This window comes from Flavobacterium gelidilacus DSM 15343 (genome assembly GCF_000422685.1).
Classification (GTDB): domain Bacteria; phylum Bacteroidota; class Bacteroidia; order Flavobacteriales; family Flavobacteriaceae; genus Flavobacterium; species Flavobacterium gelidilacus.
The window spans coordinates 42206-64425 of sequence record NZ_AUGN01000014.1 but is presented as its reverse complement, the minus strand read 5'-3'; the positions used below and the strand labels follow the sequence as shown (position 1 = coordinate 64425).

Here is a 22220-nt window from a genome sequence, read left to right as displayed (position 1 = left end):
CGGGTGCAAAAGTACAACTTATTTATTATCTCGCAAGTTTTATTTGAAATATTTTTAAAAAAATATCCTCTCCTAAATCCCACTCAATAAATCAATGAACTTGTAATGCTTTCCGTATTTAACGGACGGCAAAGGTAAATCAAAATTTTACTTCTGGCAAACTTTTTTTGAAAAAATTTTAATCTTTTTTCAACCTAATCTCTGCCTCAATAATGATATGAACTACTGCTCTAATGCGGGTGCAAAAGTAGGATGTTTTTTCTATTCCACAAGAATTATTCTATTTATTTTCTAATCTTTTTTATCCTTTTTATTTACACCTTTGGTTATCTGATATTTACAACTTGAAATATTTTTGATTATTTTTAATTCAACCCAAACTTAAGACAATTTAGCACCTTATTTGCTAGCCTGTGACTAATTCCTTTTGTAAACCTACTATTCAATTTATTTGCAGTTTTGTTAACAACACGCCCAAACTAAATAAATAAAACACCTGAAATTCTTCGTTTAGCCCCGATAGGAATGACATCCTTTTCTTGCGATTGCAATAATTTACAAAAAATCACTTCCTGCATCGCAAGAAAAGATACAATGCATAGCGGGAACCAAACCTAAATAAATCAAGGACAGAAGTATCGCTCCAAATAAAACTACACCTATATATAAGGTGTATATTATTTAATAAATGTATACCTATATATATTGTATGTGTTTAGGGTTTGTTTTATATTTGCATCTTATTAAATATATACAATGATACAAATTACTTTACCTGACGGGTCAATTAAGGAGATGGCAAAAGGCTCTACTCCTATGGATGTTGCAATGAGCATTAGTGAAGGACTGGCTAGAAATGTTATTTCAGCTTCCTTTAATGATACAACTGTTGAAACTACAACCGAATTAATCACCGATGGTTCTTTAGTATTATATACTTGGAATAACGATGAAGGGAAGAAAGCGTTTTGGCATTCTACTTCTCACGTAATGGCTCAAGCTATTGAAGAGAAATTTCCGAATGCTAAATTGACATTAGGTCCAGCGATTGATAATGGATTTTATTATGATGTTGATTTTGGGGATGAAAAATTTACAGATGCAGATTTTAAAGGAATTGAAGATAGAGTTTTAGAAATTTCTAGAGAGAAGCATGAATTTAAAATGCGCCCGGTTTCTAAAGCTGAAGCTCTTTCTATATATAAGGACAATGAGTACAAAACAGAAATGATTTCAAATCTTGAAGATGGAACAATTACTTTTTGTGATCATTCTAACTTCTATGATTTGTGCCGTGGTGGTCATATTCCGAATACAGGAATTATTAAAGCTATGAAAATACTTTCTGTAGCTGGTGCTTATTGGAGAGGAAATGAAAAGAACAAACAATTGACTAGAGTTTATGGAATTTCGTTTCCTAAGCAAAAAGAATTGACTGAATATCTCCATTTATTGGAAGAAGCTAAAAAACGTGATCATAGAAAACTGGGAAAAGAATTAGATTTATTTCATTTTTCACAAAGAGTTGGACAAGGTTTACCATTATGGTTACCAAAAGGTGCTGCTTTACGTGATAGATTAGAGCAGTTTTTAAAGAAAGCCCAGAAAAAAGCAGGATACGAACAAGTTATAACTCCACATATAGGTCAAAAAGAACTTTATGTTACTTCTGGGCATTATGCCAAATACGGAGCAGATAGTTTTCAACCCATTAACACACCAGCCGAAGGAGAAGAGTTTTTATTAAAACCTATGAATTGTCCTCATCACTGTGAGATTTTTAATGCACGTCCTTGGTCCTATAAAGATTTACCAAAACGTTATGCAGAATTCGGAACCGTATACAGATATGAACAAAGTGGAGAATTACATGGTTTAACTCGTGTTAGAGGTTTTACTCAAGATGATGCACATATATTTTGTACGCCTGACCAACTAGATGAAGAATTTAAAAAAGTAATAGATTTAGTATTGTATGTTTTCGGTTCTTTAGGGTTTGAAAACTTTACAGCACAAATTTCTTTACGTGATAAAGAAAATAGAGATAAATATATAGGTAGTGATGAAAATTGGGAAAAAGCAGAAAATGCTATTATCAATGCTGCTAAAGATAAAAATTTAAACACGACTGTTGAATATGGCGAAGCTGCTTTCTATGGCCCTAAATTAGACTTTATGGTAAAAGATGCTTTAGGTAGAAGTTGGCAACTTGGAACTATTCAGGTTGATTATAATTTACCAGAGCGTTTTGACCTTACCTATAAAGGTAGCGATAACGAATTACATCGTCCAGTTATGATTCACAGAGCACCTTTTGGTTCGATGGAACGATTTATTGCAATTTTAATTGAACATACAGGAGGAAATTTCCCACTTTGGTTGATGCCTGAACAGGCTATTATACTGTCTTTGAGTGAGAAATATGAAAATTATGCGAAAAAAGTTTCAGAATTGCTAGAAAATCACGAAATTCGCACCCTCGTAGACAACAGAAACGAGACAATTGGTAAGAAAATCAGAGATGCTGAAGGACAAAAATATCCGTTCATGCTAATCATAGGTGAGGAAGAAGAGAAAAACGGTACGGTTTCTGTAAGAAGACATGGTCAAGATGGAAAAGGTAACATTACCGTTTCAATTGACGATTTTGCATCACTTGTTAATGAGGAAGTGCAAAAAACATTAAAAACATTTGAAGTTTAACTAAATATTTATAGCCATAGCAATAAGAAACAATAGAGGTTACCAGCCTCGAGTAGAAAAAAAAGATGCCCACAGAATAAATAACTTTATTCGTGTACCTGAAGTACGTCTTGTGGGAGACAATAGTGAGCCTAAAATTTACAAAACTTCTGAAGCTATGAAAATGGCAGAAGAGCAGGAACTTGATTTGGTAGAAATTTCTCCAAACGCAGAACCACCAGTTTGTAAAATAATGGATTACAAAAAATTTCTTTACATGCAAAAAAAGCGTGAAAAAGAAATGAAAGCAAAATCATCTCAAGTAACTGTTAAAGAAATCCGTTTTGGACCGCAAACAGATGAGCATGATTATGAATTCAAAAGAAAGAATGCCGAGAAATTCTTAAAAGAAGGTGCAAAATTAAAAGCTTTTGTATTCTTTAAAGGGCGATCAATCATTTATAAAGAGCAAGGACAAATATTATTATTACGTTTGGCTCAAGATCTTGAAGAATTTGGTAAAGTAGAACAAATGCCAATTCTTGAAGGAAAACGTATGATTATGTTTATTGCTTCGAAAAAGAAGAAATAATTAAGATACTGAAACAGATTTGTTGAAGTATTCTATAAAATGATAAGATGCTGAACAAAATTCAGCATAAAGATAGTAAGTAAGATAAATATTAAATAAGGAAGAAATGCCTAAAATGAAAACAAAATCTAGTGCTAAGAAACGATTCAAAGTTACTGGTACTGGAAAGATCAAGAGAAAGCACGCTTTTAAAAGTCACATTTTGACTAAAAAATCTAAAAAGCGTAAATTAGCTTTAACTCACTCTGCTTTAGTTCATAAAACAGATGAGAAAAGCATTAAACAACAATTAAGAATTATCTAAGAAATTAGAGATTTCTAAATTTGTTTAAGGTTAAAACAATTCAATAACCCTGTATTAGAGCAACTAAGTGCTTTGAAAAAAGAAGACGCCTACTACAAAACACATTTAAAATTATGCCAAGATCAGTAAATTCAGTTGCTAAAAGAGCACGTAGAAAAAGAGTATTAAAACAAGCCAAAGGTTACTTTGGAAGACGTAAAAACGTTTGGACAGTAGCGAAAAATGCCGTAGAGAAAGCATTAACTTATGCTTACCGCGATAGAAAAGTAAACAAAAGAAACTTCCGTTCATTATGGATTATGCGTATTAACGCTGGTGCAAGATTACACGGAATGAGTTATTCTCAGTTTATGGGAAAAGTAAAAGCTAACAACATCGAATTGAACCGTAAAGTTCTTGCAGATTTAGCTATGAACCACCCAGAAGCTTTTGGAGCTGTTGTAAATAAAATTAAATAAAACGTCTAACCGTTTATCTTACTTATAAATTAAATCCCAATCGAAAGGTTGGGATTTTTTTATTTATTAGCTTTATCTTTACCAAAAACAAATACTATTTTGAATACAACTCCAGAAAAAAAAGGCTTTCACCCAAGAAACAAACATAATGTTGCTTACGATTTTGAAAAATTAATTAGCACTACTCCAACTTTAAAAGAATTTGTTGCTATCAATAAGTTCGGAAATGAAAGTATAGATTTTTCAAATCCAAAAGCTGTAAAAACACTAAATGCTGCTCTATTAAAAACTTATTACAATATAGAATATTGGGATATTCCTGAAGGTTTTCTTTGTCCACCAATTCCAGGAAGAGCTGAATACATTCATCATATTGCTGATGTTTTGAGTGAAGTTTATGGAGAAATTCCAACAGGAAAAAAAATTAAAGTTTTAGATATCGGAATTGGTTCTAATTGTATTTATCCAATAATCGGAATTAATGAATATGGTTGGCAATTTGTAGGTTCTGAAATTGATGGTCAAGCCATAAAATGGGCTGATAAAATTGTAAAATCAAATTCGATTTTAAAGGATTCTGTAGAACTTAGAATGCAATCTTCAAAACGAAATATATTTAAAGGTATTATTAATGAAGGTGAAATTTTCGATATGACTTTATGTAATCCTCCTTTTCATAGTTCAAAAGAAGAAGCTACAAAAGGAACTATTCGAAAAGTAAAAAATTTGAATAATGAAGTCACAGCAAAACCAACGCTAAATTTCGGTGGTGTAAATAATGAATTATGGTGCGATGGTGGTGAAATTGCTTTTATAACTAATATGATTTATGAAAGTATACATTTCAAAACACAGTCTTTATGGTTTTCAACATTAGTTTCTAAGAAAGAAAATCTAAAGTCTATTTATAAATTGCTTAAAAAAGTGGGAACAGCTGATGTAAAAACTATTGATTTGAGTCAAGGAAACAAAACAAGTCGTTTGGTTTTTTGGACTTTTAAGGATTTGAAATTAGAGAAAAAAGAATAAACCTTTTTAAACTACTGTTTTTAAATTATGAAAGAAACTCAAAACAATAAAAACTCTAAAATCAAGCTTAAAGATGCCATTTCAATAGGAATTGGAGGAATGGTTGGTGGCGGAATTTTTGCTGTTTTAGGTTTAGCTGTTTCATTATCTAAAGGAGGAACACCACTTGCATTTTTGTTTGCTGGGATTATTGCTTTAGTTACTTCCTACAGTTATGTTAATCTTTCTAAGAAATATCCAGATAGAGGAGGAACAGTGCGATTTGTAAATGAAGGATTTGGTAAAACCATTTTTAGTGGTGGCATAAACAATCTTTTATGGATTAGTTATATTATTATGCTTTCACTCTATGCTTCTGCTTTTGGTTCTTATGCTCCTAACCTATTTAAATTAACAGGAAATGGAATTGATTTTCATATTTATGCAAGTGCTATAGTAATTATTGCTACTGCTATAAATTATTACAGCATTAAAATTGTAGGGAAAATTGAATCTTTTGCTGTAATAATTAAGCTAATTATTTTAATTTCTTTTGTTATAATTGGAATTTATGGTTTGTTTGGTAATCCAAACTTGAGTCAACTTTCTGTTTCAAGCTGGGAAGCACCTCTTAATCTTTTGACTGGTGGAATGGTAATTTTCGTTGCCTATGAAGGTTTTGAGCTAATTGCTAATGCAGCTCCAGATATTGAAAATCCAGAAATAAACATTCCAAAAGCCTATTATTATTCTGTAATTTTTGTCATTATATTATACGTTGTAATTGCAGCAGTCACCATAGGTTCATTACCTTTTAAAGAAATCGCAAGTGCTCAGGATTATGTTTTAGCAGAAGCCGCAAAACCCATGCTTGGAAAAATTGGTTTTACTATAATTACAGTAGCTGCTTTACTCTCCACTTTTTCTGCTATAAATGCTTCATTGTATGGAGGAAGTCGCGTAAGTTATGAAATTGCAGAAGATGATGAACTTCCCCATCAATTAACAGGTCAACTTTGGAATCAACCCATTGGATTATTTATTACAGCGGCAACAACTTTAATTGTGACTAATTTATTAAATTTAAAAACAATTTCTACAGCTGGAAGCGTTGGTTTTCTTTTAATATTTGCTGTTGTAAACTATACAGGATTTAAGCTTTCTTCTGAAATAAAAGGGAATAAAGTTATTCCTTTTATTGGATTCATACTTTGTTCTGCCGCTTTATTGGTTTTAATCGTTCAACAATATACATCTAATAAAAGCGGAGTCATAATCGCACTTTCAATAATTGCGATTTGTTTTATTATTGAGTTGATTTACAAGAAAGTAAAAATGAAAAAAAAGTAATTGTAAAAAGATTAATCTTTATAAATGAATTCTGAAAAAACAAACTTAACTAAGCATTGTGAATTATGCTTAAATCAAAGTATAAATTTTAAAAAAGGAATCTTCTGTATTTTAACAAATGATAAACCAAAGTTTGATACAAAATGCAATAAAATAAAATTTGGAAAAATTCTCAAAGAAAAAATAACGGATATAAACGTTGAACATAAAAAGATAAAAATGGAAAAAATTTGGGTATACTCTTATTTTACTACATTTCTAATTTTAGGAATTGGAGTTTTCTTATTAACACATTTTTTCTACGAATACATTTCTGAAGTATTAAAAATAAATACAGGAAAATCAACTATTCTTTTAATAGGATTAATAACTGTGTTTATTAGTGTCGGAATTGCTTTATTAAGTTATGCTTTTGGAATGTTAAACAAGCATTTATTCGACAAAAAAAGTAATTTGAAAAACAAAAAAGAATTAGATTCAATTTTAGAACTATACAATATTAAGTATGAAATTAATATTGATATAAAAGATAGAATTCTTAAACCTAGTCAAGTTAAAACTGATTTAAAAATCATCAAAAACTAAAAATTATCCAAAAACCTCTTCATTCATTCCATCAAAACTAGCAAAAACCATTGTAGGATGTGAATCTTGATGAAACATATTTCCATTTTTATCTATAGCAATTGCACCTGCAAAACCATCATAAGGCTTTAATTCTTCAAAAGTTTTTTCAAAAGCTTGTTCTAACGTAAATCCATCTGTAACTCGAGTTACAATTTTTGCAGCTGTTGCATTACTTGTAATATCTTCTCCAACACCAGTTAGACTTACACCACAGTAAGCATTTGCATAATTTCCTGCAACTGTTGCTGAATCAGAAACTCTTCCTACAATTTCGAAACCTTTTCCACCAGTTGAAGTTGCCACTGCGATATTTCCGTTTTTATCAAAAGCCACACAACCTACAGTTCCTTGACCGTTTGATTTTGCTTTTGCTTCATATTCAGCTTTTCGTTGTGGAATTTCAGTAGAGAATTTTTCAAAACCATTTTTTCTTGCAAAATCGGTTGCTCCTTCTCCACTAAGAACTCTATCGTCAACATTTAATGAAATTTCGGCAACTTGAATTGGGTTTTTTACTTCTTCAATATTAATAACACCACTAAATTTATTAGTCACACCATCCATTAAAGAAGCACTCATTCTAATTTTTCCATCACTCTGAATTTGAGAACCAATTCCAGCATTAAACAAGGCATCATCTTCCAACAAAGAAACTGCAAAAACTACTGTCTCTAAAGCAGAATGCGTTTCCATATAAGTATAAGAATCTTTTACAATTCTCAATAAAGCATTTTGTTTAGCAACTTTTGTCGTATCTGATGTCGATGATTCCGAAAAAAATCCACCGTGAATAATTAATTTCATAGAAATATGATTTTGGAATATAGAAAATAGCCAGCAGATGTAAAATCTACTTTCTAAAATCTGCAATATTTTTTTTAAACGTGTTGAGAAGTATGAATTTTCATTTTATAAGTACTCAAATCAAAAAGATCATGCATACTCATTACGTGAGTAACTAAATGATTTATAGAAATTGGTTCACCTAATGAAATTTCAGTTAAATTAGTTTCTTTTATTTCTTTTCCATCCACTAAAATTACCAAACCAGAACCAATAGCTTCCATTTGATTGTTATTCTTAATTAAAAGTCCAGTATCTTCACCAAGACCAATTCCTAACAATCTTGGATTACTAACAACTGCTTGAAACAAACGACCAATTCGGCCACGTTTCACAAAATGCGTATCAATAATCACATTGTCAATTAACGAAAGACCACTTGTGATTTTTACTTCACCTTTTAATAAGGCTTCACTACTACTACCTTGATAGATCATATGATTAGATGCTGCAGCTGCACCAGCCGAAGTTCCTGCGTAAACAAATTCTTCATTTTCATATTTATCCAACAACATATCATGAAACTTTGTCCCACCTAATATAGATGTCAAACGCAATTGATCTCCACCAGTAAACATAACAACATCGGCTGCTTTTAAACGAGCTAAAGTCTCTTCACTATTGGCTTGTTCACGATTTTCAATATTTAAAACATCTGTGTTTTCAGCTTCTAAATAATGCAAAGCTTTTACATATTCTGCTCCAACTTCTTTAGGAATACTTGATGCAGTTGGTATAATTTCAATTCTAGATTTTTCTTTATGCTTCGATTCATCAATAATACGTTTCAAAATTCCTTTTTCAAAGAAATTAATATTTTTTGCTACGTCTTTATCGAATTTATTTTCTGTAAAACTACCTTTATCAACAGCTCCACCAATAATTATTAATTTACCCTTACAGTTCATATAGTGTTATATTTCCCCCAATTAGTATAAATTCTATTCATCGAATTCATTTGGCAAAAGTAACAAATTCATGCCATCAACCTTCAATTTTATTTTATTTTATTTTTTAGCAAAACACTTGGCTTATTAACAATCCATTTTCCTGCTATCCATTATATCTTTTTTGTCAAGTTACTTTTTAAAAAGTAAAAAATGAGTACAAAAAAGGATGCCATTCCTATCAGGGCTTGAAGATAGTGGTCTTTTCTGTTTATTTTGGCTTGTAAAAGTCTGAAAATCAACATCTGTTTTAAAATACAGAAAATAATTTAAATTTCTTTCAAAAAAAATAAAATATTAAAACAAAAAATCCTTAATTTTAACAGATTCGTAACTATTACAACAAAAAACAAAGACCAATAATGAAAATACTTAAAATTCAAGCCTTACGTGGACCAAACCTTTGGAGTGTAAAAAGAAAAAAACTAATCCAAATGCGATTAGATTTAGAGGAAATGGAACAATCTCCAACCGATAAGATTGAAGGTTTTCGTGAGCGAATTGAAGCAATGTTTCCAACCATGATAGAACACAGATGTTCTGAAGGTTGTAAAGGTGGTTTTTTTATGCGGGTAGAACGAGGTACTTGGATGGGTCATGTTATTGAGCATATTGCCTTAGAAATTCAGACACTTGCCGGAATGGATACTGGTTTTGGTCGAACCAGAGAAACAAAAACACCTGGGATTTATAACGTAGTCTTTAGTTACACAGAAGAAAATGTAGGAGTTTTTGCAGCTGAATCATCAGTACGAATTGCCGAAGCTTTAATTTCTGGAACTGATTATGATTTAGAAGGTGACTTACAAAAAATGCGTGAAATTCGTGAGCGCGTTCGACTTGGACCAAGCACAGGAAGTATTGTAGAAGAAGCTGTTGCAAGAGATATCCCTTGGATTCGTTTAGGAACAAACTCATTAGTACAATTAGGTTATGGAATAAATCAATTGCGTTTTCAAGCAACAATTACTTGCAAAACTAGTAATATAGCTGTAGACATCGCTTGTGACAAAGAACAAACCAAACGAATGTTAAACATGGCATCAATACCTGTTGCTGATGGAGATATTTGTGTAGATGAAGAAGATTTAGAAGATACAATCAAAAAAATAGGTTACCCAATAGTTCTGAAACCTTTAGACGGAAATCACGGAAAAGGTGCTTCTATTAATGTAAAAACATGGGAAGAAGCTGTTGAAGGTTTAGCCTATGCCAAAAAATATAGTAGAAGAGTTATTGTAGAGAAATTCGTAACTGGTTTTGATTTTAGGGTTTTAATCATTGATAACAAATTAGTAGCTGCTGCTAAAAGAGTTCCAGCTAATGTTGTTGGTAATGGAAAAAATACCATTCAAGAACTTATTAATATTACCAATAAAGATCCTAGACGTGGTTATGGACATGAAAATGTATTAACTCAAATAGAAATCGATAGAGATTCAGAAGATTTATTAGAAAAATATGGCTACACTGTTGAAACAATTCCTGCAAATGGTGAGGTAGTTTATTTAAAATCAACTGCAAATTTAAGTACAGGTGGAACTTCAGTAGATGTTACTGATATGATGCATCCAGAAAATATCTTTCTTTGCGAAAGAATTTCAAGAGTTATTGGATTAGACATTTGTGGTGTAGATATAATGGCCGAAAACTTAACACAACCGTTAAAAGAAAATGGTGGTTGTATTTTAGAAGTCAACGCAGCACCTGGATTTAGAATGCATTTAGCTCCATCTGAAGGATTACCAAGAAATGTAGCTGCTCCAGTAATCGATATGCTTTATCCTCCAGGAAAAGAAAGTCGTATTCCAATTATAGCAGTAACTGGAACAAATGGAAAAACAACCACAACTCGTTTAATTGCACATATTGTAAAAAATAATGGGTACAAAGTTGGTTTCACAACATCAGACGGAATTTACATTCAAAACCACATGATGGAAAAAGGAGACACAACTGGTCCACTTTCTGCTGAATATATTTTAAAAGATCCGACAGTAGAATTTGCCGTTTTAGAAACAGCTCGTGGTGGAATTTTGCGTTCTGGTTTAGGATTTGGTCGTTGTGATATTGCCGTAATGACAAATGTTGCTGAAGATCATTTAGGCTTAGCTGACATTCACACCTTAGAAGATTTAGCAAAAGTAAAAAGCGTAGTTGTTCGAAGTGTAAAAAAAGATGGTTGGGCCATTTTAAATGGTGAAGACGAACAATGTGTTAAAATTGGAGAAAGTTTAGATTGCAACGTAGCTTATTTTAGTTTAGATGAAGAAAATCCGTTTATAAAAAAATTAAGCAAAGAAGGTAAAACTGTTGCTGTTTATGAAAATGGATATATCACCATTAAAAAAGGAGAATGGAAAATTAGAGTTGAAAGAGCAACTCACGTTCCTTTAACATTAAATGGAAAAGCACGTTTTATGATTGCTAATGTTTTAGCAGCAACTCTTGCGAGTTATTTATGGGGATTTAAAACAGACGATATCAGTTTATCTTTAAAAACATTTATTCCAAGTGTAGCCCAAACTCCTGGACGAATGAATATTTTTGAGTTTAGAAAATTTAAAGTATTAATTGATTTTGCTCACAATCCTGCTGGATATCGAGGAATTGAAGATTATTTAAACAATATAGAAGCTGCTAAAAAAATCGGAATTATTGCCGGTGTTGGAGATAGACGTGATGAAGACATTAAAGAATGTGGTTTAATCGCAGGAAGAATGTTTGATCACATCATTATAAGACAAGAAAAATATTTAAGAGGTAGAACGGAACAAGAAATCATTGATTTAATTTTAGAAGGAATTAATGAAGCAAACAGTAATACTACTTATGAAATAATTCCATTAGAAACAGAAGCTATAAAACATGCAATAGACACTGTTGAAGAAGGAGCTTTTATAACTGCTTTAAGTGATGTGGTTGCTAATGCAATTGATATCGTTCAAGATTATTTAGACAAAGAGAATGAAGAGCAGAATGTTTAGAAATTATATAAAATTTTAGATAATTCTAAAAGTGAAAATTTATTTAAAGAAAACGAAGATTCATTTAATCATATTATAAAAACAAAAACCCAAATTCAGTAATTAGAATTTGGGTTTTTTATCAAAACAAACAATTATTTAATTTTTATCTAGAACTGTAACTTCATTTTTACTTTTAATTGCAGCATCTAAGTTAGCTTGTAAATCTTTCTCTTGCATTCTTCCTTTAGCTTTTTTGTTTGCTGCTAGAACTTCTCTATGATTGTATTGAGGTGTATTTAATAAATTAAGGTTGTCATTTTTAGTTGGAACCATTGCATTAGTATAAGTTCCGTTACCAAATGAACCAAATGTATTCCATCCCATATACCAAATACTCCCGTCAGCTTTAGTCAACATAGTTGCTTGAAATCCTTTTGCTTGAACAGTTTTCCAGTTTTTATCAGTTCCAATTTGTACTGGCACATTACGATTTTCTGTAGTTCCATCACCAAGTTGTCCGAAGTTATTTCTTCCCCAAGCCCATAATGTTCCGTCGTTTTTAACGGCATAAGAAACAGCAAATCCAGCAGAGAAATCAATCCATTTATCAGCAGAAACTAATTGTGGTCTGTTTGTGTAAGTAACTAAATCACCACTTCCTAATTGACCCATACTAGATTCTCCCCAAGCCCAAATTGTTCCGTCAGTTTTTTGAGCAATAACATGGTTTTTTCCACCTTCAATTCTAACCCAGTCTTTATCATTATTAACTTGTGTTGGTAAATAAGTGTTTCCAACTCTTGAATCTGCAACTATTAAATTAGAATCATTTAAACCCCAACCCCATATTGTTCCATCTTCTTTTATTGCAAAAGCCGTTTTATTTGTTGTAGTTGCAATGTCAATCCAATTAGAAGCTTCTCCAATTTGAATAGGTGATAATTCTTGTGCGCTTTTTGTTTTATTTCCCATTTGGTTTGAATCATTTTGACCCCAAGCCCAAATTGTTCCGTCTGCTTTTATACCAACAGTAAACAAATAAGATGGTGCAACTTTAATCCAGTTTGAATCTTCACCAACTTGATGAAAGTATTCAACAACTTGTTCTTCAGAATTAATTCCTAAAGCACCATATTCGTTACTTCCACAAGCCCAAAGTGTTCCGTCTTGTTTGATAGCAAATGTATTTTTAATTCCTGTTTGAACTGTTTTCCAATCTTTTTCTTCGCTTAGTTTAACTGGTTTAGGTTCGTTTTGACTTAAAGTTGCCAGTTGACCTGAAGACGCATAGCCCCAACCCCAAAGAGTTCCATCAGATTTTTTTGCTGTAGTGTGACCACCACTGAATGAGTAACTTTCAAAATTTTGTGCATTTAAAGATAATGTTAATGCAAGGATCGATATAGTAAGTAGATTTTTCATGAGAATAGTATTTTTTGGGACTATAAAAGTCTAATTGTTAAGTTTGTTTTGGGTACTAGAATTCTGTGCCAAATTTCTTTAGCAAAAAAATTGATATAAAAATAAAATAAGGTATCTTTAACTATTTGACCTCGAGGATTTAATTCAGCTTATTTATGTAAGGGACACAAAAAAGTAAAATATTTCTTCAAACAGAAATTGATAGTAGATTTGGGAATAATTCTGAAATTAATAAAGTAGAATTTATCGCTTTTTTTTGACTCGATAAATTTTATAATGATAGTTTACAAATTCGTTTTTTTCGATTTGAAAAAAAGCATTTTGTTTTTGGTGTGTTGTTTGCTTTTTCATGACTAAATAATTGTTTGTTTGTTTTTGATATGTTAAAACTACAACTAAAAATTAATACATTGCAAGTACTAATATCATGAATGAGGGTTTTATGTAATACAAAAAAGGTTTAACCGTAATAAATGATTATTTTTAACAAAAAACTTGTATTATTTTTACACTATTTGTCAAATCATTAAATAAAACTCAAAAAAAACAATCAAAATCAAGAGGTTTTTTTAAAAAAATAAATAACCTTTAATTATTTCATAAATAAATAAATAAAAAATAAAGTTATTCTAACTTAAAGGTAAACAAAAAAGAGCCAGTAAATACTGACTCTTTTCTCAAAAAAATACGAAATCCCTAAAAAATATTTAGTTAGCAGGGTAAACAGTTAGTGACCATCTTAGAACTGATGGTTGTGAAATACTTAATACTTCTACTTCAACACGACCGTCAATATTTGACCCAACATTATCATAATTATTATTATTTAATGGACGAAGCACTGCATCTATGGCACCTCCAGAGTATAATTGATATTCCACTACGTTTAATAGATAATCCTGTGTATTTCCGTTCTGACTAAAAGCAATTGTTCCTCCTGAATTCCAAATTCCATTTGGCACTTGATCAATACTACAGCTCATTGTACCAATACCTCTATAACCATTCCCATAAACTATCTGATAAACTCCAGGACCTGAAATATTAATAGTTCCTGAAATAGTAGTTACATTTTCAACTTTTTTTGCTTGCAAAGCATAAGGTACACTTAATAATTGAGTTGTCCCTGTAATAGTATAATTAGCTCCTCCTGTAGGGTCAACTTCCGTTTTAATATAGTAATTACCTGATGACCAAGCTATAGTATTAAATGTCCCCGAAACTACAGTTCCACTACCAATTTCAATACTGATTAATCCATTTGCATTTGTAGTTGGTGTTTGTGACTCTACATATACAGCAGTTCCTGTTGAAGAACCTTGTAAAATAGATATTTGCATTCCAACTGAAGTTGAAACTACTAAATTTCCAGCAGTATTTCTTATAACTGCCTGATAACTCATTTTTTCAGGAGTTTGTGCATAAGTGCTTAATGAAACAATAAGTATTGCGATTAAAGTGTATATTTTTTTCATAATTATTTTGTTTTATTTTTTAATGATTTTAAATGTTTTAACTTCTTTGTTTTTGTTTGTGATTTTTAAAAAATAGATTGATGAAGGCAGGTCTGAAACAACAATGTTTGTTTCATTTTCAATATTTTTTTTAGATTTTAAAACCTTACCTGTCATATCTATAATTGTATAATCTAATTCTAATCCATTACGATTAGACATATTTATAATTAATAGATCTGTTGAAGGATTTGGATAAACAATTAAGTCATTTACTAATTCTGAAAAATCTTCAGAAGCTAATACTTCAGAAATTTCATAAGGTTGTTGAACTCCTTGACTAACGGAACCATTTGAACCTGTATTAGTAGTATATGCTATTTGTCCAATTGAGTAAGCTACGGAGCCGTTTGAACCAGTTAAATCTCCTCCGGATGAAGTAAGGGACTGTTGCGAATAACAATTGGACATCCCTAAGTAAAACACAATTGTTAAAAAAGTTAATAATTTTTTTGTTTTCATAAATAGTAGGTTTTATATTATAAAAGCAAAAGTAATTTCTTAAGAACAATTTGAGTAGCCCAATCAGACTAAACGATAGCCCATTAAGACATATTTCATTTTAAAGCACATAAATAATTAATCTACAGTAGATTCTATACGGAAATCAGAAGGAAGTTTCTGGTATTTTTTCTTAAATGCTGCACTAAATTTACTAGGACTATCATAACCAACTTCGTTTCCAATATATTTAATTTGCATATCTGTTGTTAAGATAAGTTGCATTGCTAATTGCATTTTTTTATCAATTACATATTGTAATATAGAAGTACCATATACCGATTTAAAGTCCATTTTTAGTTTGGTTGAAGATATATGTAGTTTTTGAGCAAGAGTTTCAATCCCTATAAATTGAGAGGATAAATTTGAAGCTATCATACTTTCGCATTTTGCAATTAACTTGTAATCGATTTTACCCTTTTCTTGGTAGTTTTCGCCTCGTAAATCAGCAAATACATTTTTAAAAAATACAGAAATAAAACTTAACGACTGAGCTTTTAGTATAGTTTCACTGAAAATATCGTCTTTAAATGTTTTAAAAGTATGTAAAATTTCTTGAGCAAAAACTTCAGCATTAGGCACAATATCTTGATAGGAAATAAAGCCTTTATCCGAATCTAGAAACTTTTTAAAAGGAATCTCAGCATCTAATTTCTCAAGAGGCACGTGCTTTTCTAACCAACTTGGGCTTATGTAAAAAATATAAAATATGCATTTAGAACCTTTATAAAAACTAGCACCTACATCCGTTCCTGGTTTTTTGAAACTCCAAAACTTATTGTAAAATGGCATTTTATTTATAAAAACATTTTGAAGTTTAATTTCACTTTCAAAAATAGTAAATGTAATTGAATAATGCTCACTAGGTATATTCTTATCATAAGCCGATTTAATTAATGCATTATATTTAAATTCTACATTAGAGATAGTAAGCCACAAACCTTCTTCTATTTTTCGATAGCGCATTTCTCCTTTAATAAAAGGATTATTTCTATAAACAGCTTGATCTTCAAGAACATGTTTGCTTCCTGGTGATTTTATGGTTGAATCGATAAATAATTCAGGAGTATTTGCTAAATATGGAAATTCAAAAAAACCATTATTAAAAAAAATTAAGTTAGGCTTTACGAACTGAAACCATTTTGATAATTTTATATTCATTAATTTGCAATTTAATATCACAATACGATTTTAATTGGATATTTTTCTAAAATGATTTAATATTGGTTATTATGTTGATTCTAAATCACAAAATAAAAGACTTCCTAAAAGCTGGAATTTTACTATATTTCTCTTATTATGTTTTCTGTTTTTTCTTTCTAGCTGCAGGAAACAATACATTATTTAAGATTAATCTATAACCAGGAGAATTTGGATGCAAATCTAAAACTGTTGGAGCATCTCCTACTCTATGCTGAAAATCTTCTGGATCGTGACCACCATAAAAAGTAAACATTCCTTTTCCTTTGGTGCCATGAATATAACGAGCTTCGCCATTGATTTTACATTCACCCATAACCAAAACATTTGATTTTACTTTAGAAGCATCAAATGCGGTCGTTTGTCCCATAAAACCTTTCACTAAAGTAGTGTGATTTTGGCATAACATTGTTGGAATTGGATCCCATTTTGCAGAATATTCCATTAAGGAAAAATAATCATTATCCATAGCAAGTGCACCTTTGCCATGATCATTTGTTGTATCAATATCAGAAAACTCATAAACCATTGGACTTCTTTCTAAAATATAATCTTTAAAAGCAAAGGTGTTTGAGTAATCAATTTTAGATTGATAATTAGCATCGCTTTCGTCACCATCAAACATAGGTTCACAAATATCAACGTTTTCTGCAGAAAGTGCAATATCAAAACTATCCGTTGCCGAACACATTGCAAACATAAATCCACCACCAATTACATAATCCCTGATTTTTATAGCAACTGCTCTTTTTTCTTCAGAAACTTTACTAAAACCCAATTTTGCAGCTAATGCTTCTGCATCTTTCTTTTGTTCTATATACCAAGGGGCATTTCTATAAGCCGAAAAAAACTTTCCATATTGACCTGTAAAATCTTCATGATGCAAGTGCAACCAATCGTATAAAATTAGTTGATCACTTAATACTTCTTCATCATAAATTTCGGTATAGGGAATTTCAGCATAAGTCAGAACCATTGTTACAGCATCGTCCCAAGGTTTTTTACCTTTTGGTGTATAAACTGCAATTTTGGGAGCTTTTTCTAAAATTACGGTTTCTTGATTTTGAGATGGACTGCTAATTTCTTCTAAAATTGTTGCCGTTTGTCCATCAGATAAAATTTCAAAAGTTACGCCTCTAATTTGACATTCTTTACGAATTTCTTCGGCATCAGGAAACAAAAATGAACCTCCACGATAATTCAACAACCAATTGACTTTGTAATTTTTTTCTAAAGCCCAATATGTAATTCCATATGCTTTAAGGTGGTTTTGTTGCCCTTCAGCTTCCATTGGAATTAAAACAAAAGATGCTTTTGCTGAAATGGTAAATAATAAAAAAAGTATGTATAATGAATTTTTCAAAATAGTTATATTTATCCAAAGATATAAAAATTGGTTTTAAAAAAACAGTTTTTAGAAATGGTTTGTGAAACAGGAAATATTGCCTTATAATAGTTATATTTTCTCTTTTTTATAAACAGAAACTTTAGCTTATTAAAAGATCATGAAAAATTCCTACTTAACTTAAACTTGATATAAAAACTAGTAAAACATTAAAACTTTATACATTTTTCTATAACATAAAATGCATGTTTGACTATTTTTAATTTAAATTCGATTCGTAATGTTTTTTAAATTAACTACATCATTTTGAATTGCATACACTACTAATCCAGCAATGTTTTTTGATTCTGTTTTTAATAATAAATTATTACGATGACCATCGACAGTTCTGGGACTTATGAATAATATATCGGCAATTTCGTTGGTACTATATTGTTGACAAACCAATTCTAAAATTTCTTTTTCTCTAGTAGTAAGATATTCTTCATCAAAGCTACTTTTTGTTTTTTTAGTTCCAAAAATTAATCCTTCTTGAATAATACTCATTATTAAATCATTATAATAAAAACCCTTTGAAGCAACTTCATTTATCGTATGAATCATATCATTTGGCGAAGCATTTTTAACCAAATAAGAACAAGCACCTTCTTGTATCATATTAATAATAAAAGGTTTAGTATCATAACTAGTCAAAGCTATTATTTTAATCGCAGGGAATTTTTTGTGCACTTTTTTTGTGGCTTCTACTCCATTTAAAAGAGGCATTTTTAAATCCATTAAGATTATATCGGGAAGGTTTTCTTGATTATCATTTAAATAAGTAAGTAACTCTTCACCATTTGAAGCTTCAAAGACAATCTCAATATTTTTCTCTCGTTCAAGCATGAATAAAACTCCTTTTCTAAATAGAACTTCATCATCTGCTAGTGTAATTTTCACAATTTCATTCATACTTTAAAAATTTAAAACTATTTTTACTCCTTGATTTACAACACTTTCTATTTTAAAATTTGCATTTAGAAACTCTACCCTACTTTCAATATTCTTCATACCTAAACCTTTTTTATTAGACTCATAAGTATCATCAAAACCTATTCCGTTATCTTCATAAGTTAATATACGGTTACTTTTATTTTTATTTAATTCAATTTTAATTTTTGTGGCTTTACCGTGTCTTATTGAATTATTAACGAGTTCTTGCAAAATTCTAAATAGATGCAAATGATTATTTTTATCTATTTCATCAAAAACATTTTGTTTGTATGGATTTTGATACTCTATTTCAAGTAAATTACCATTAGAATAATTTGTACAAAGTTCTTCTATAGCTACATGAATTCCAAATTCTTCAAAAATAGGTGGTAATAAATCATGTGATATTCTTCTAGTGCTTTCTAAAACTTTTGCAGAAACATCAATAATATTTGATGTAATTTGTTTTATTTCGGTTTCAGATAGGTCTTTAACATTCAAAAAATGGCTATTCAATGAAATTATATTAATTTTTGAACTAATATCATCATGTAAATCTCTTGCAATTCTTTTACGCTCTTTTTCTTGAGTTAAAATAGCTGCATTGAGCATCTCTTTTTGGTAAGCAATTTCTAAATTTTTCTTTTCTAATTCTTTTTGAATAATTTTTTTTCGAGCATAATATATAAATACAACAACAGCTATAGCCATTAAAAAAAATGCCCCAAATGCATAAATGACAGTATAAATTAATTCTATTTCTGAAGTACTATTATTCATTATTTTCGTTATTGTTATTTGAGTAATGTTTAATGTATTCAACCAAGATGAAAATCTGGTAAATCAAATATAACACTCCATTTATTAACCAAATAACATTATTAAAATTACTAGATAAAGAAATCATTAAATTACCAGAAATAAATATTATGGTACTACTAAATAGATATATTAGAATACCCATATTTATATAAAAAAACTTTTTACTTTCATTTAAAATATTGTAAAAATGAAACATCGAATATATTATCAATAAAAAAGAAGTAATAAAGATTTCAAAATAATTAAATTTATAATACAAATTAGGATTAATGTAATACTGTATCGCTAAAACTGATAAACATAAAGGAATACTTATTTTAATGATTTGCCTTTGTATCGGGATTTTAATTATTTCTAAATAAAAAAAACTCAGAATAATAAATTGCAAAATAAAGTAAAAGTGAGATAAATAGAGGTTATTAATACTTTGTCTATATAAAATATCAGTATATAATTGAATCAAAAATATAACAGCGTTATAAACTGCTATAATTTTAAAGGCTTTTCCGTTTTTAAAAAAGCCTTTTAAGTATAGTATTGTATTAATTGTAAGTATTAAATAACCAAAATTTATAACTTCTTTCAAAATAAGTGTTATTTAATATACAAGGGACTGTTTACATCGCAAGTGCTAGGGCAAGGACGTGAAAAATCATAAATAAACCACCCTTTTGAATCGTCAATCATATCATTACCATCAGCATCTACTCCAACAATCATTAAATGTGGCTCGTTATTTTCATCAATTCCTAAATAAGACCTTACATTTACAACTCCTTCTTCGGCAAGCACTTGAGTTACATCAGTTCCAGGAATTAAAAAGGCTTTTAGTTGATTTTCACTTAAATAAGTTTCTGCATTTTCTTTCCATGTTGCAGCCCATTCTTGAGCTGTTTCAAGAGTAATTGTGTCTTTTGCCATAATAGTTTTAGATTTGTTAAGTATCTAAAACAAAAATAGTATTAATATTGAATAAAGAATTAATTAAAGTTAAAAACAGGTATTTTTACGGGTATTCGCGTTATTAATTACTATTAATTTAACAAAGTGGTTTAAAACTTTTAATAATAGCTAATATTTTTAACTAACTATTTTAGAAAGGAACATCTGAATCGTCGTCATCGTAATTTGAACTGCTTCCAAAGGCTTCATTAGGTGAAGGTAATTTTGGTGTTGCAAATGGATTTGCTTGATCATCAAGATTCATTTTTGAAGGCAAATCGGCAAAAGGAGAACTAAAGTCATCTAAATTATCAAATTTACCAAGGTTTCCAATAAATTTAAGTCTCACATTATCTAAACCACCATTTCTGTGTTTTGCAACTATAAATTCAGCTTGTCCCTGAGTTGGAGATTGCTCTTCATCATCCCATTCATCAATTTTATAATATTCTGGACGATAAATGAAGGATACAATATCGGCATCTTGCTCAATAGCTCCAGATTCACGAAGGTCAGAAAGCAAAGGTCTTTTACTAGAGCCACGTGTTTCAACAGCACGAGAAAGTTGAGAAAGTGCAATAACTGGAATAGCTAATTCTTTAGCCAAAGCTTTTAAATTTCGTGAAATTGTTGAAATTTCTTGTTCACGATTTCCACCACCTTTTCCGTTTCCACCAGCTGTCATTAATTGCAAATAATCTACAACTATAAGTTTAATTCCGTATTGTGAGGCTAAACGTCTAGCTTTTGCACGTAAATCAAAAATTGATAATGAAGGAGTATCATCTATATATAAAGGAGCTTTTTCTAAATTTTTTACTTTGATAGAAAGTTGTTCCCATTCGTGTTTTTCTAACTTTCCTGTTCTTAATTTTTCAGAAGACAATCCTGTTTCAGAAGAAATTAAACGCGTAATTAACTGAACAGATGACATCTCTAATGAAAAGAAAGCAACAGGTTTACCATAATCAATTGCCATATTACGTGCCATTGAAAGTGTAAAAGCTGTTTTACCCATACCGGGACGAGCAGCCACAATTATTAAATCGGAAGGTTGCCATCCAGAAGTAAGTTTATCTAAGGCGTGAAAACCAGTAGGCACACCACTTAAGCCTTCTTGACTTGCAATTTCTTCGATTCGTTTTTTAGCTTGAATTACTAGACTTTGTGCTGTTTCTGAGCTACGTTTGATATTTCCTTGTGTAACTTCATATAATTTTGATTCAGCTCTATCTAGTAAATCAAATACATCTGTAGTTTCATCATAAGATTCTTCGATAATTTCACTTGAAATTTTTATTAAACTACGTTGAATAAATTTTTGCAGAATAATTCTTGAGTGAAATTCGATATGTGCTGAAGAAGAAACTTTCTGTGTCAGTTGAATTAAGTAAAAATCTCCACCCGCTAAATCTAATTTTGCGTTTTTACGCAATTGAGCAGAAACCGTCAATAAATCGATTGGCTGTGTGTCATTAAATAATTCTACAATAGCTTCAAAAATATGTTTATGAGACTCTTTATAAAAAGCTTCGGCTTGCAAAATATCGATAACCTCATCAACACCTTTTTTATCAATCATCATTGCACCAAGAACTGCTTCTTCAAGATCTAAAACTTGAGGAGGCAATTTTCCTTTTTCAAGATTTATAATAGTCGTTTTATCTACTTTATAAGGGTTTATATTTTTGAGGTTTTCCATAATGCTAAAGTACTTCAATT

General features: G+C 30.2%; 19 protein-coding genes. 8 read left to right on the top strand and 11 right to left on the bottom strand.

The genetic code is table 11. The annotated features are described in order from the left end of the window. Positions 1 to 756: 756 nt before the first annotated feature. From thrS to G507_RS0108185, 7 genes are all read left to right on the top strand, one after another. Positions 757 to 2703, top strand: coding sequence for a threonine--tRNA ligase (thrS, locus tag G507_RS0108215; RefSeq protein WP_026717055.1), 1947 nt, complete (start codon positions 757 to 759; stop codon positions 2701 to 2703). Positions 2704 to 2719: 16 nt separating this feature from the next. Then, the gene (gene infC / locus G507_RS0108210; protein WP_415776949.1) at positions 2720 to 3274 is read left to right on the top strand and encodes a translation initiation factor IF-3; all 555 of its coding nucleotides are present in this window, start codon (positions 2720 to 2722) and stop codon (positions 3272 to 3274) included. Between the two features lie 106 nt (positions 3275 to 3380). Further along, positions 3381 to 3578 (top strand): 50S ribosomal protein L35, encoded by a 198-nt coding sequence (gene rpmI, locus G507_RS0108205; RefSeq protein WP_026717053.1) that lies wholly within the window; start codon positions 3381 to 3383, stop codon positions 3576 to 3578. A gap of 113 nt (positions 3579 to 3691) precedes the next feature. Continuing rightward, complete coding sequence (rplT, locus tag G507_RS0108200; RefSeq protein WP_026717052.1) at positions 3692 to 4036, top strand: 50S ribosomal protein L20; 345 nt, start codon at positions 3692 to 3694, stop codon at positions 4034 to 4036. A 99-nt stretch (positions 4037 to 4135) separates the two neighbouring features. Next, a complete protein-coding gene (gene rlmF / locus G507_RS0108195) occupies positions 4136 to 5065 on the top strand; it encodes a 23S rRNA (adenine(1618)-N(6))-methyltransferase RlmF (protein ID WP_026717051.1) in 930 nt (309 codons plus the stop codon). Positions 5066 to 5092: 27 nt separating this feature from the next. After that, the gene (locus G507_RS0108190) at positions 5093 to 6394 is read left to right on the top strand and encodes an APC family permease (RefSeq protein WP_026717050.1); all 1302 of its coding nucleotides are present in this window, start codon (positions 5093 to 5095) and stop codon (positions 6392 to 6394) included. Between the two features lie 219 nt (positions 6395 to 6613). Continuing rightward, complete coding sequence (locus G507_RS0108185; protein WP_157496524.1) at positions 6614 to 6979, top strand: hypothetical protein; 366 nt, start codon at positions 6614 to 6616, stop codon at positions 6977 to 6979. A gap of 3 nt (positions 6980 to 6982) precedes the next feature. On the opposite strand, the gene G507_RS0108180 is transcribed toward G507_RS0108185, so the two are convergent. Beyond that, positions 6983 to 7825 carry an isoaspartyl peptidase/L-asparaginase gene (locus G507_RS0108180; protein ID WP_026717048.1) on the bottom strand — a complete coding sequence of 281 codons (843 nt, stop codon included), beginning with the start codon at positions 7823 to 7825 and terminating at the stop codon, positions 6983 to 6985. Positions 7826 to 7899: 74 nt separating this feature from the next. Next, the gene (locus tag G507_RS0108175) at positions 7900 to 8772 is read right to left on the bottom strand and encodes a cyanophycinase (protein WP_026717047.1); all 873 of its coding nucleotides are present in this window, start codon (positions 8770 to 8772) and stop codon (positions 7900 to 7902) included. Positions 8773 to 9173: 401 nt separating this feature from the next. Here G507_RS0108175 and cphA point away from each other — a divergent pair, with 401 nt between their 5' ends. After that, positions 9174 to 11798, top strand: a complete 2625-nt coding sequence (gene cphA, locus G507_RS0108170) for a cyanophycin synthetase (protein WP_026717046.1) — start codon at positions 9174 to 9176, stop codon at positions 11796 to 11798. A gap of 138 nt (positions 11799 to 11936) precedes the next feature. Here cphA and G507_RS0108165 read toward each other — a convergent pair whose 3' ends face one another. The 9 genes from G507_RS0108165 to dnaB form a co-directional block, all read right to left on the bottom strand. Next, entirely contained in the window at positions 11937 to 13202 is a 1266-nt protein-coding gene (locus G507_RS0108165; RefSeq protein WP_026717045.1) for an RCC1 domain-containing protein, read from the bottom strand. 707 nt (positions 13203 to 13909) lie between these two features. Then, positions 13910 to 14677 (bottom strand): hypothetical protein, encoded by a 768-nt coding sequence (locus tag G507_RS17315; protein ID WP_051191539.1) that lies wholly within the window; start codon positions 14675 to 14677, stop codon positions 13910 to 13912. A gap of 12 nt (positions 14678 to 14689) precedes the next feature. After that, positions 14690 to 15178 (bottom strand): T9SS type A sorting domain-containing protein, encoded by a 489-nt coding sequence (locus G507_RS0108155; protein WP_026717044.1) that lies wholly within the window; start codon positions 15176 to 15178, stop codon positions 14690 to 14692. 117 nt (positions 15179 to 15295) lie between these two features. Further along, positions 15296 to 16378 carry a helix-turn-helix domain-containing protein gene (locus G507_RS17310; RefSeq protein WP_026717043.1) on the bottom strand — a complete coding sequence of 361 codons (1083 nt, stop codon included), beginning with the start codon at positions 16376 to 16378 and terminating at the stop codon, positions 15296 to 15298. A 136-nt stretch (positions 16379 to 16514) separates the two neighbouring features. After that, positions 16515 to 17783: a hypothetical protein gene (locus tag G507_RS0108145; RefSeq protein ID WP_026717042.1), complete on the bottom strand. Its 1269-nt coding sequence runs from the start codon at positions 17781 to 17783 to the stop codon at positions 16515 to 16517. A gap of 243 nt (positions 17784 to 18026) precedes the next feature. After that, positions 18027 to 18713, bottom strand: coding sequence for a response regulator transcription factor (locus G507_RS0108140; RefSeq protein ID WP_026717041.1), 687 nt, complete (start codon positions 18711 to 18713; stop codon positions 18027 to 18029). A gap of 3 nt (positions 18714 to 18716) precedes the next feature. Further along, positions 18717 to 19514, bottom strand: coding sequence for a sensor histidine kinase (locus tag G507_RS0108135; RefSeq protein ID WP_026717040.1), 798 nt, complete (start codon positions 19512 to 19514; stop codon positions 18717 to 18719). A gap of 636 nt (positions 19515 to 20150) precedes the next feature. Then, positions 20151 to 20477, bottom strand: coding sequence for a hypothetical protein (locus G507_RS0108125; RefSeq protein WP_026717038.1), 327 nt, complete (start codon positions 20475 to 20477; stop codon positions 20151 to 20153). A gap of 172 nt (positions 20478 to 20649) precedes the next feature. Continuing rightward, positions 20650 to 22200: a replicative DNA helicase gene (gene dnaB / locus G507_RS0108120; protein ID WP_026717037.1), complete on the bottom strand. Its 1551-nt coding sequence runs from the start codon at positions 22198 to 22200 to the stop codon at positions 20650 to 20652. Positions 22201 to 22220: the final 20 nt, after the last annotated feature.

Coding starts and splice junctions, on each gene's coding strand:
- rplT (WP_026717052.1), top strand. CDS start 3,692: ATGCCAAGATCAGTAAATTCAGTTGCTAAAAGAGCACGTAGAAAAAGA.
- G507_RS0108175 (WP_026717047.1), bottom strand. CDS start 8,772: ATGAACTGTAAGGGTAAATTAATAATTATTGGTGGAGCTGTTGATAAA.
- dnaB (WP_026717037.1), bottom strand. CDS start 22,200: ATGGAAAACCTCAAAAATATAAACCCTTATAAAGTAGATAAAACGACT.
- G507_RS0108155 (WP_026717044.1), bottom strand. CDS start 15,178: ATGAAAACAAAAAAATTATTAACTTTTTTAACAATTGTGTTTTACTTA.
- G507_RS0108135 (WP_026717040.1), bottom strand. CDS start 19,514: ATGAATAATAGTACTTCAGAAATAGAATTAATTTATACTGTCATTTAT.
- G507_RS0108190 (WP_026717050.1), top strand. CDS start 5,093: ATGAAAGAAACTCAAAACAATAAAAACTCTAAAATCAAGCTTAAAGAT.
- G507_RS0108165 (WP_026717045.1), bottom strand. CDS start 13,202: ATGAAAAATCTACTTACTATATCGATCCTTGCATTAACATTATCTTTA.
- rpmI (WP_026717053.1), top strand. CDS start 3,381: ATGCCTAAAATGAAAACAAAATCTAGTGCTAAGAAACGATTCAAAGTT.
- cphA (WP_026717046.1), top strand. CDS start 9,174: ATGAAAATACTTAAAATTCAAGCCTTACGTGGACCAAACCTTTGGAGT.
- G507_RS17310 (WP_026717043.1), bottom strand. CDS start 16,378: ATGAATATAAAATTATCAAAATGGTTTCAGTTCGTAAAGCCTAACTTA.
- G507_RS17315 (WP_051191539.1), bottom strand. CDS start 14,677: ATGAAAAAAATATACACTTTAATCGCAATACTTATTGTTTCATTAAGC.
- G507_RS0108185 (WP_157496524.1), top strand. CDS start 6,614: ATGGAAAAAATTTGGGTATACTCTTATTTTACTACATTTCTAATTTTA.
- G507_RS0108140 (WP_026717041.1), bottom strand. CDS start 18,713: ATGAATGAAATTGTGAAAATTACACTAGCAGATGATGAAGTTCTATTT.
- thrS (WP_026717055.1), top strand. CDS start 757: ATGATACAAATTACTTTACCTGACGGGTCAATTAAGGAGATGGCAAAA.
- G507_RS0108125 (WP_026717038.1), bottom strand. CDS start 20,477: ATGGCAAAAGACACAATTACTCTTGAAACAGCTCAAGAATGGGCTGCA.
- G507_RS0108180 (WP_026717048.1), bottom strand. CDS start 7,825: ATGAAATTAATTATTCACGGTGGATTTTTTTCGGAATCATCGACATCA.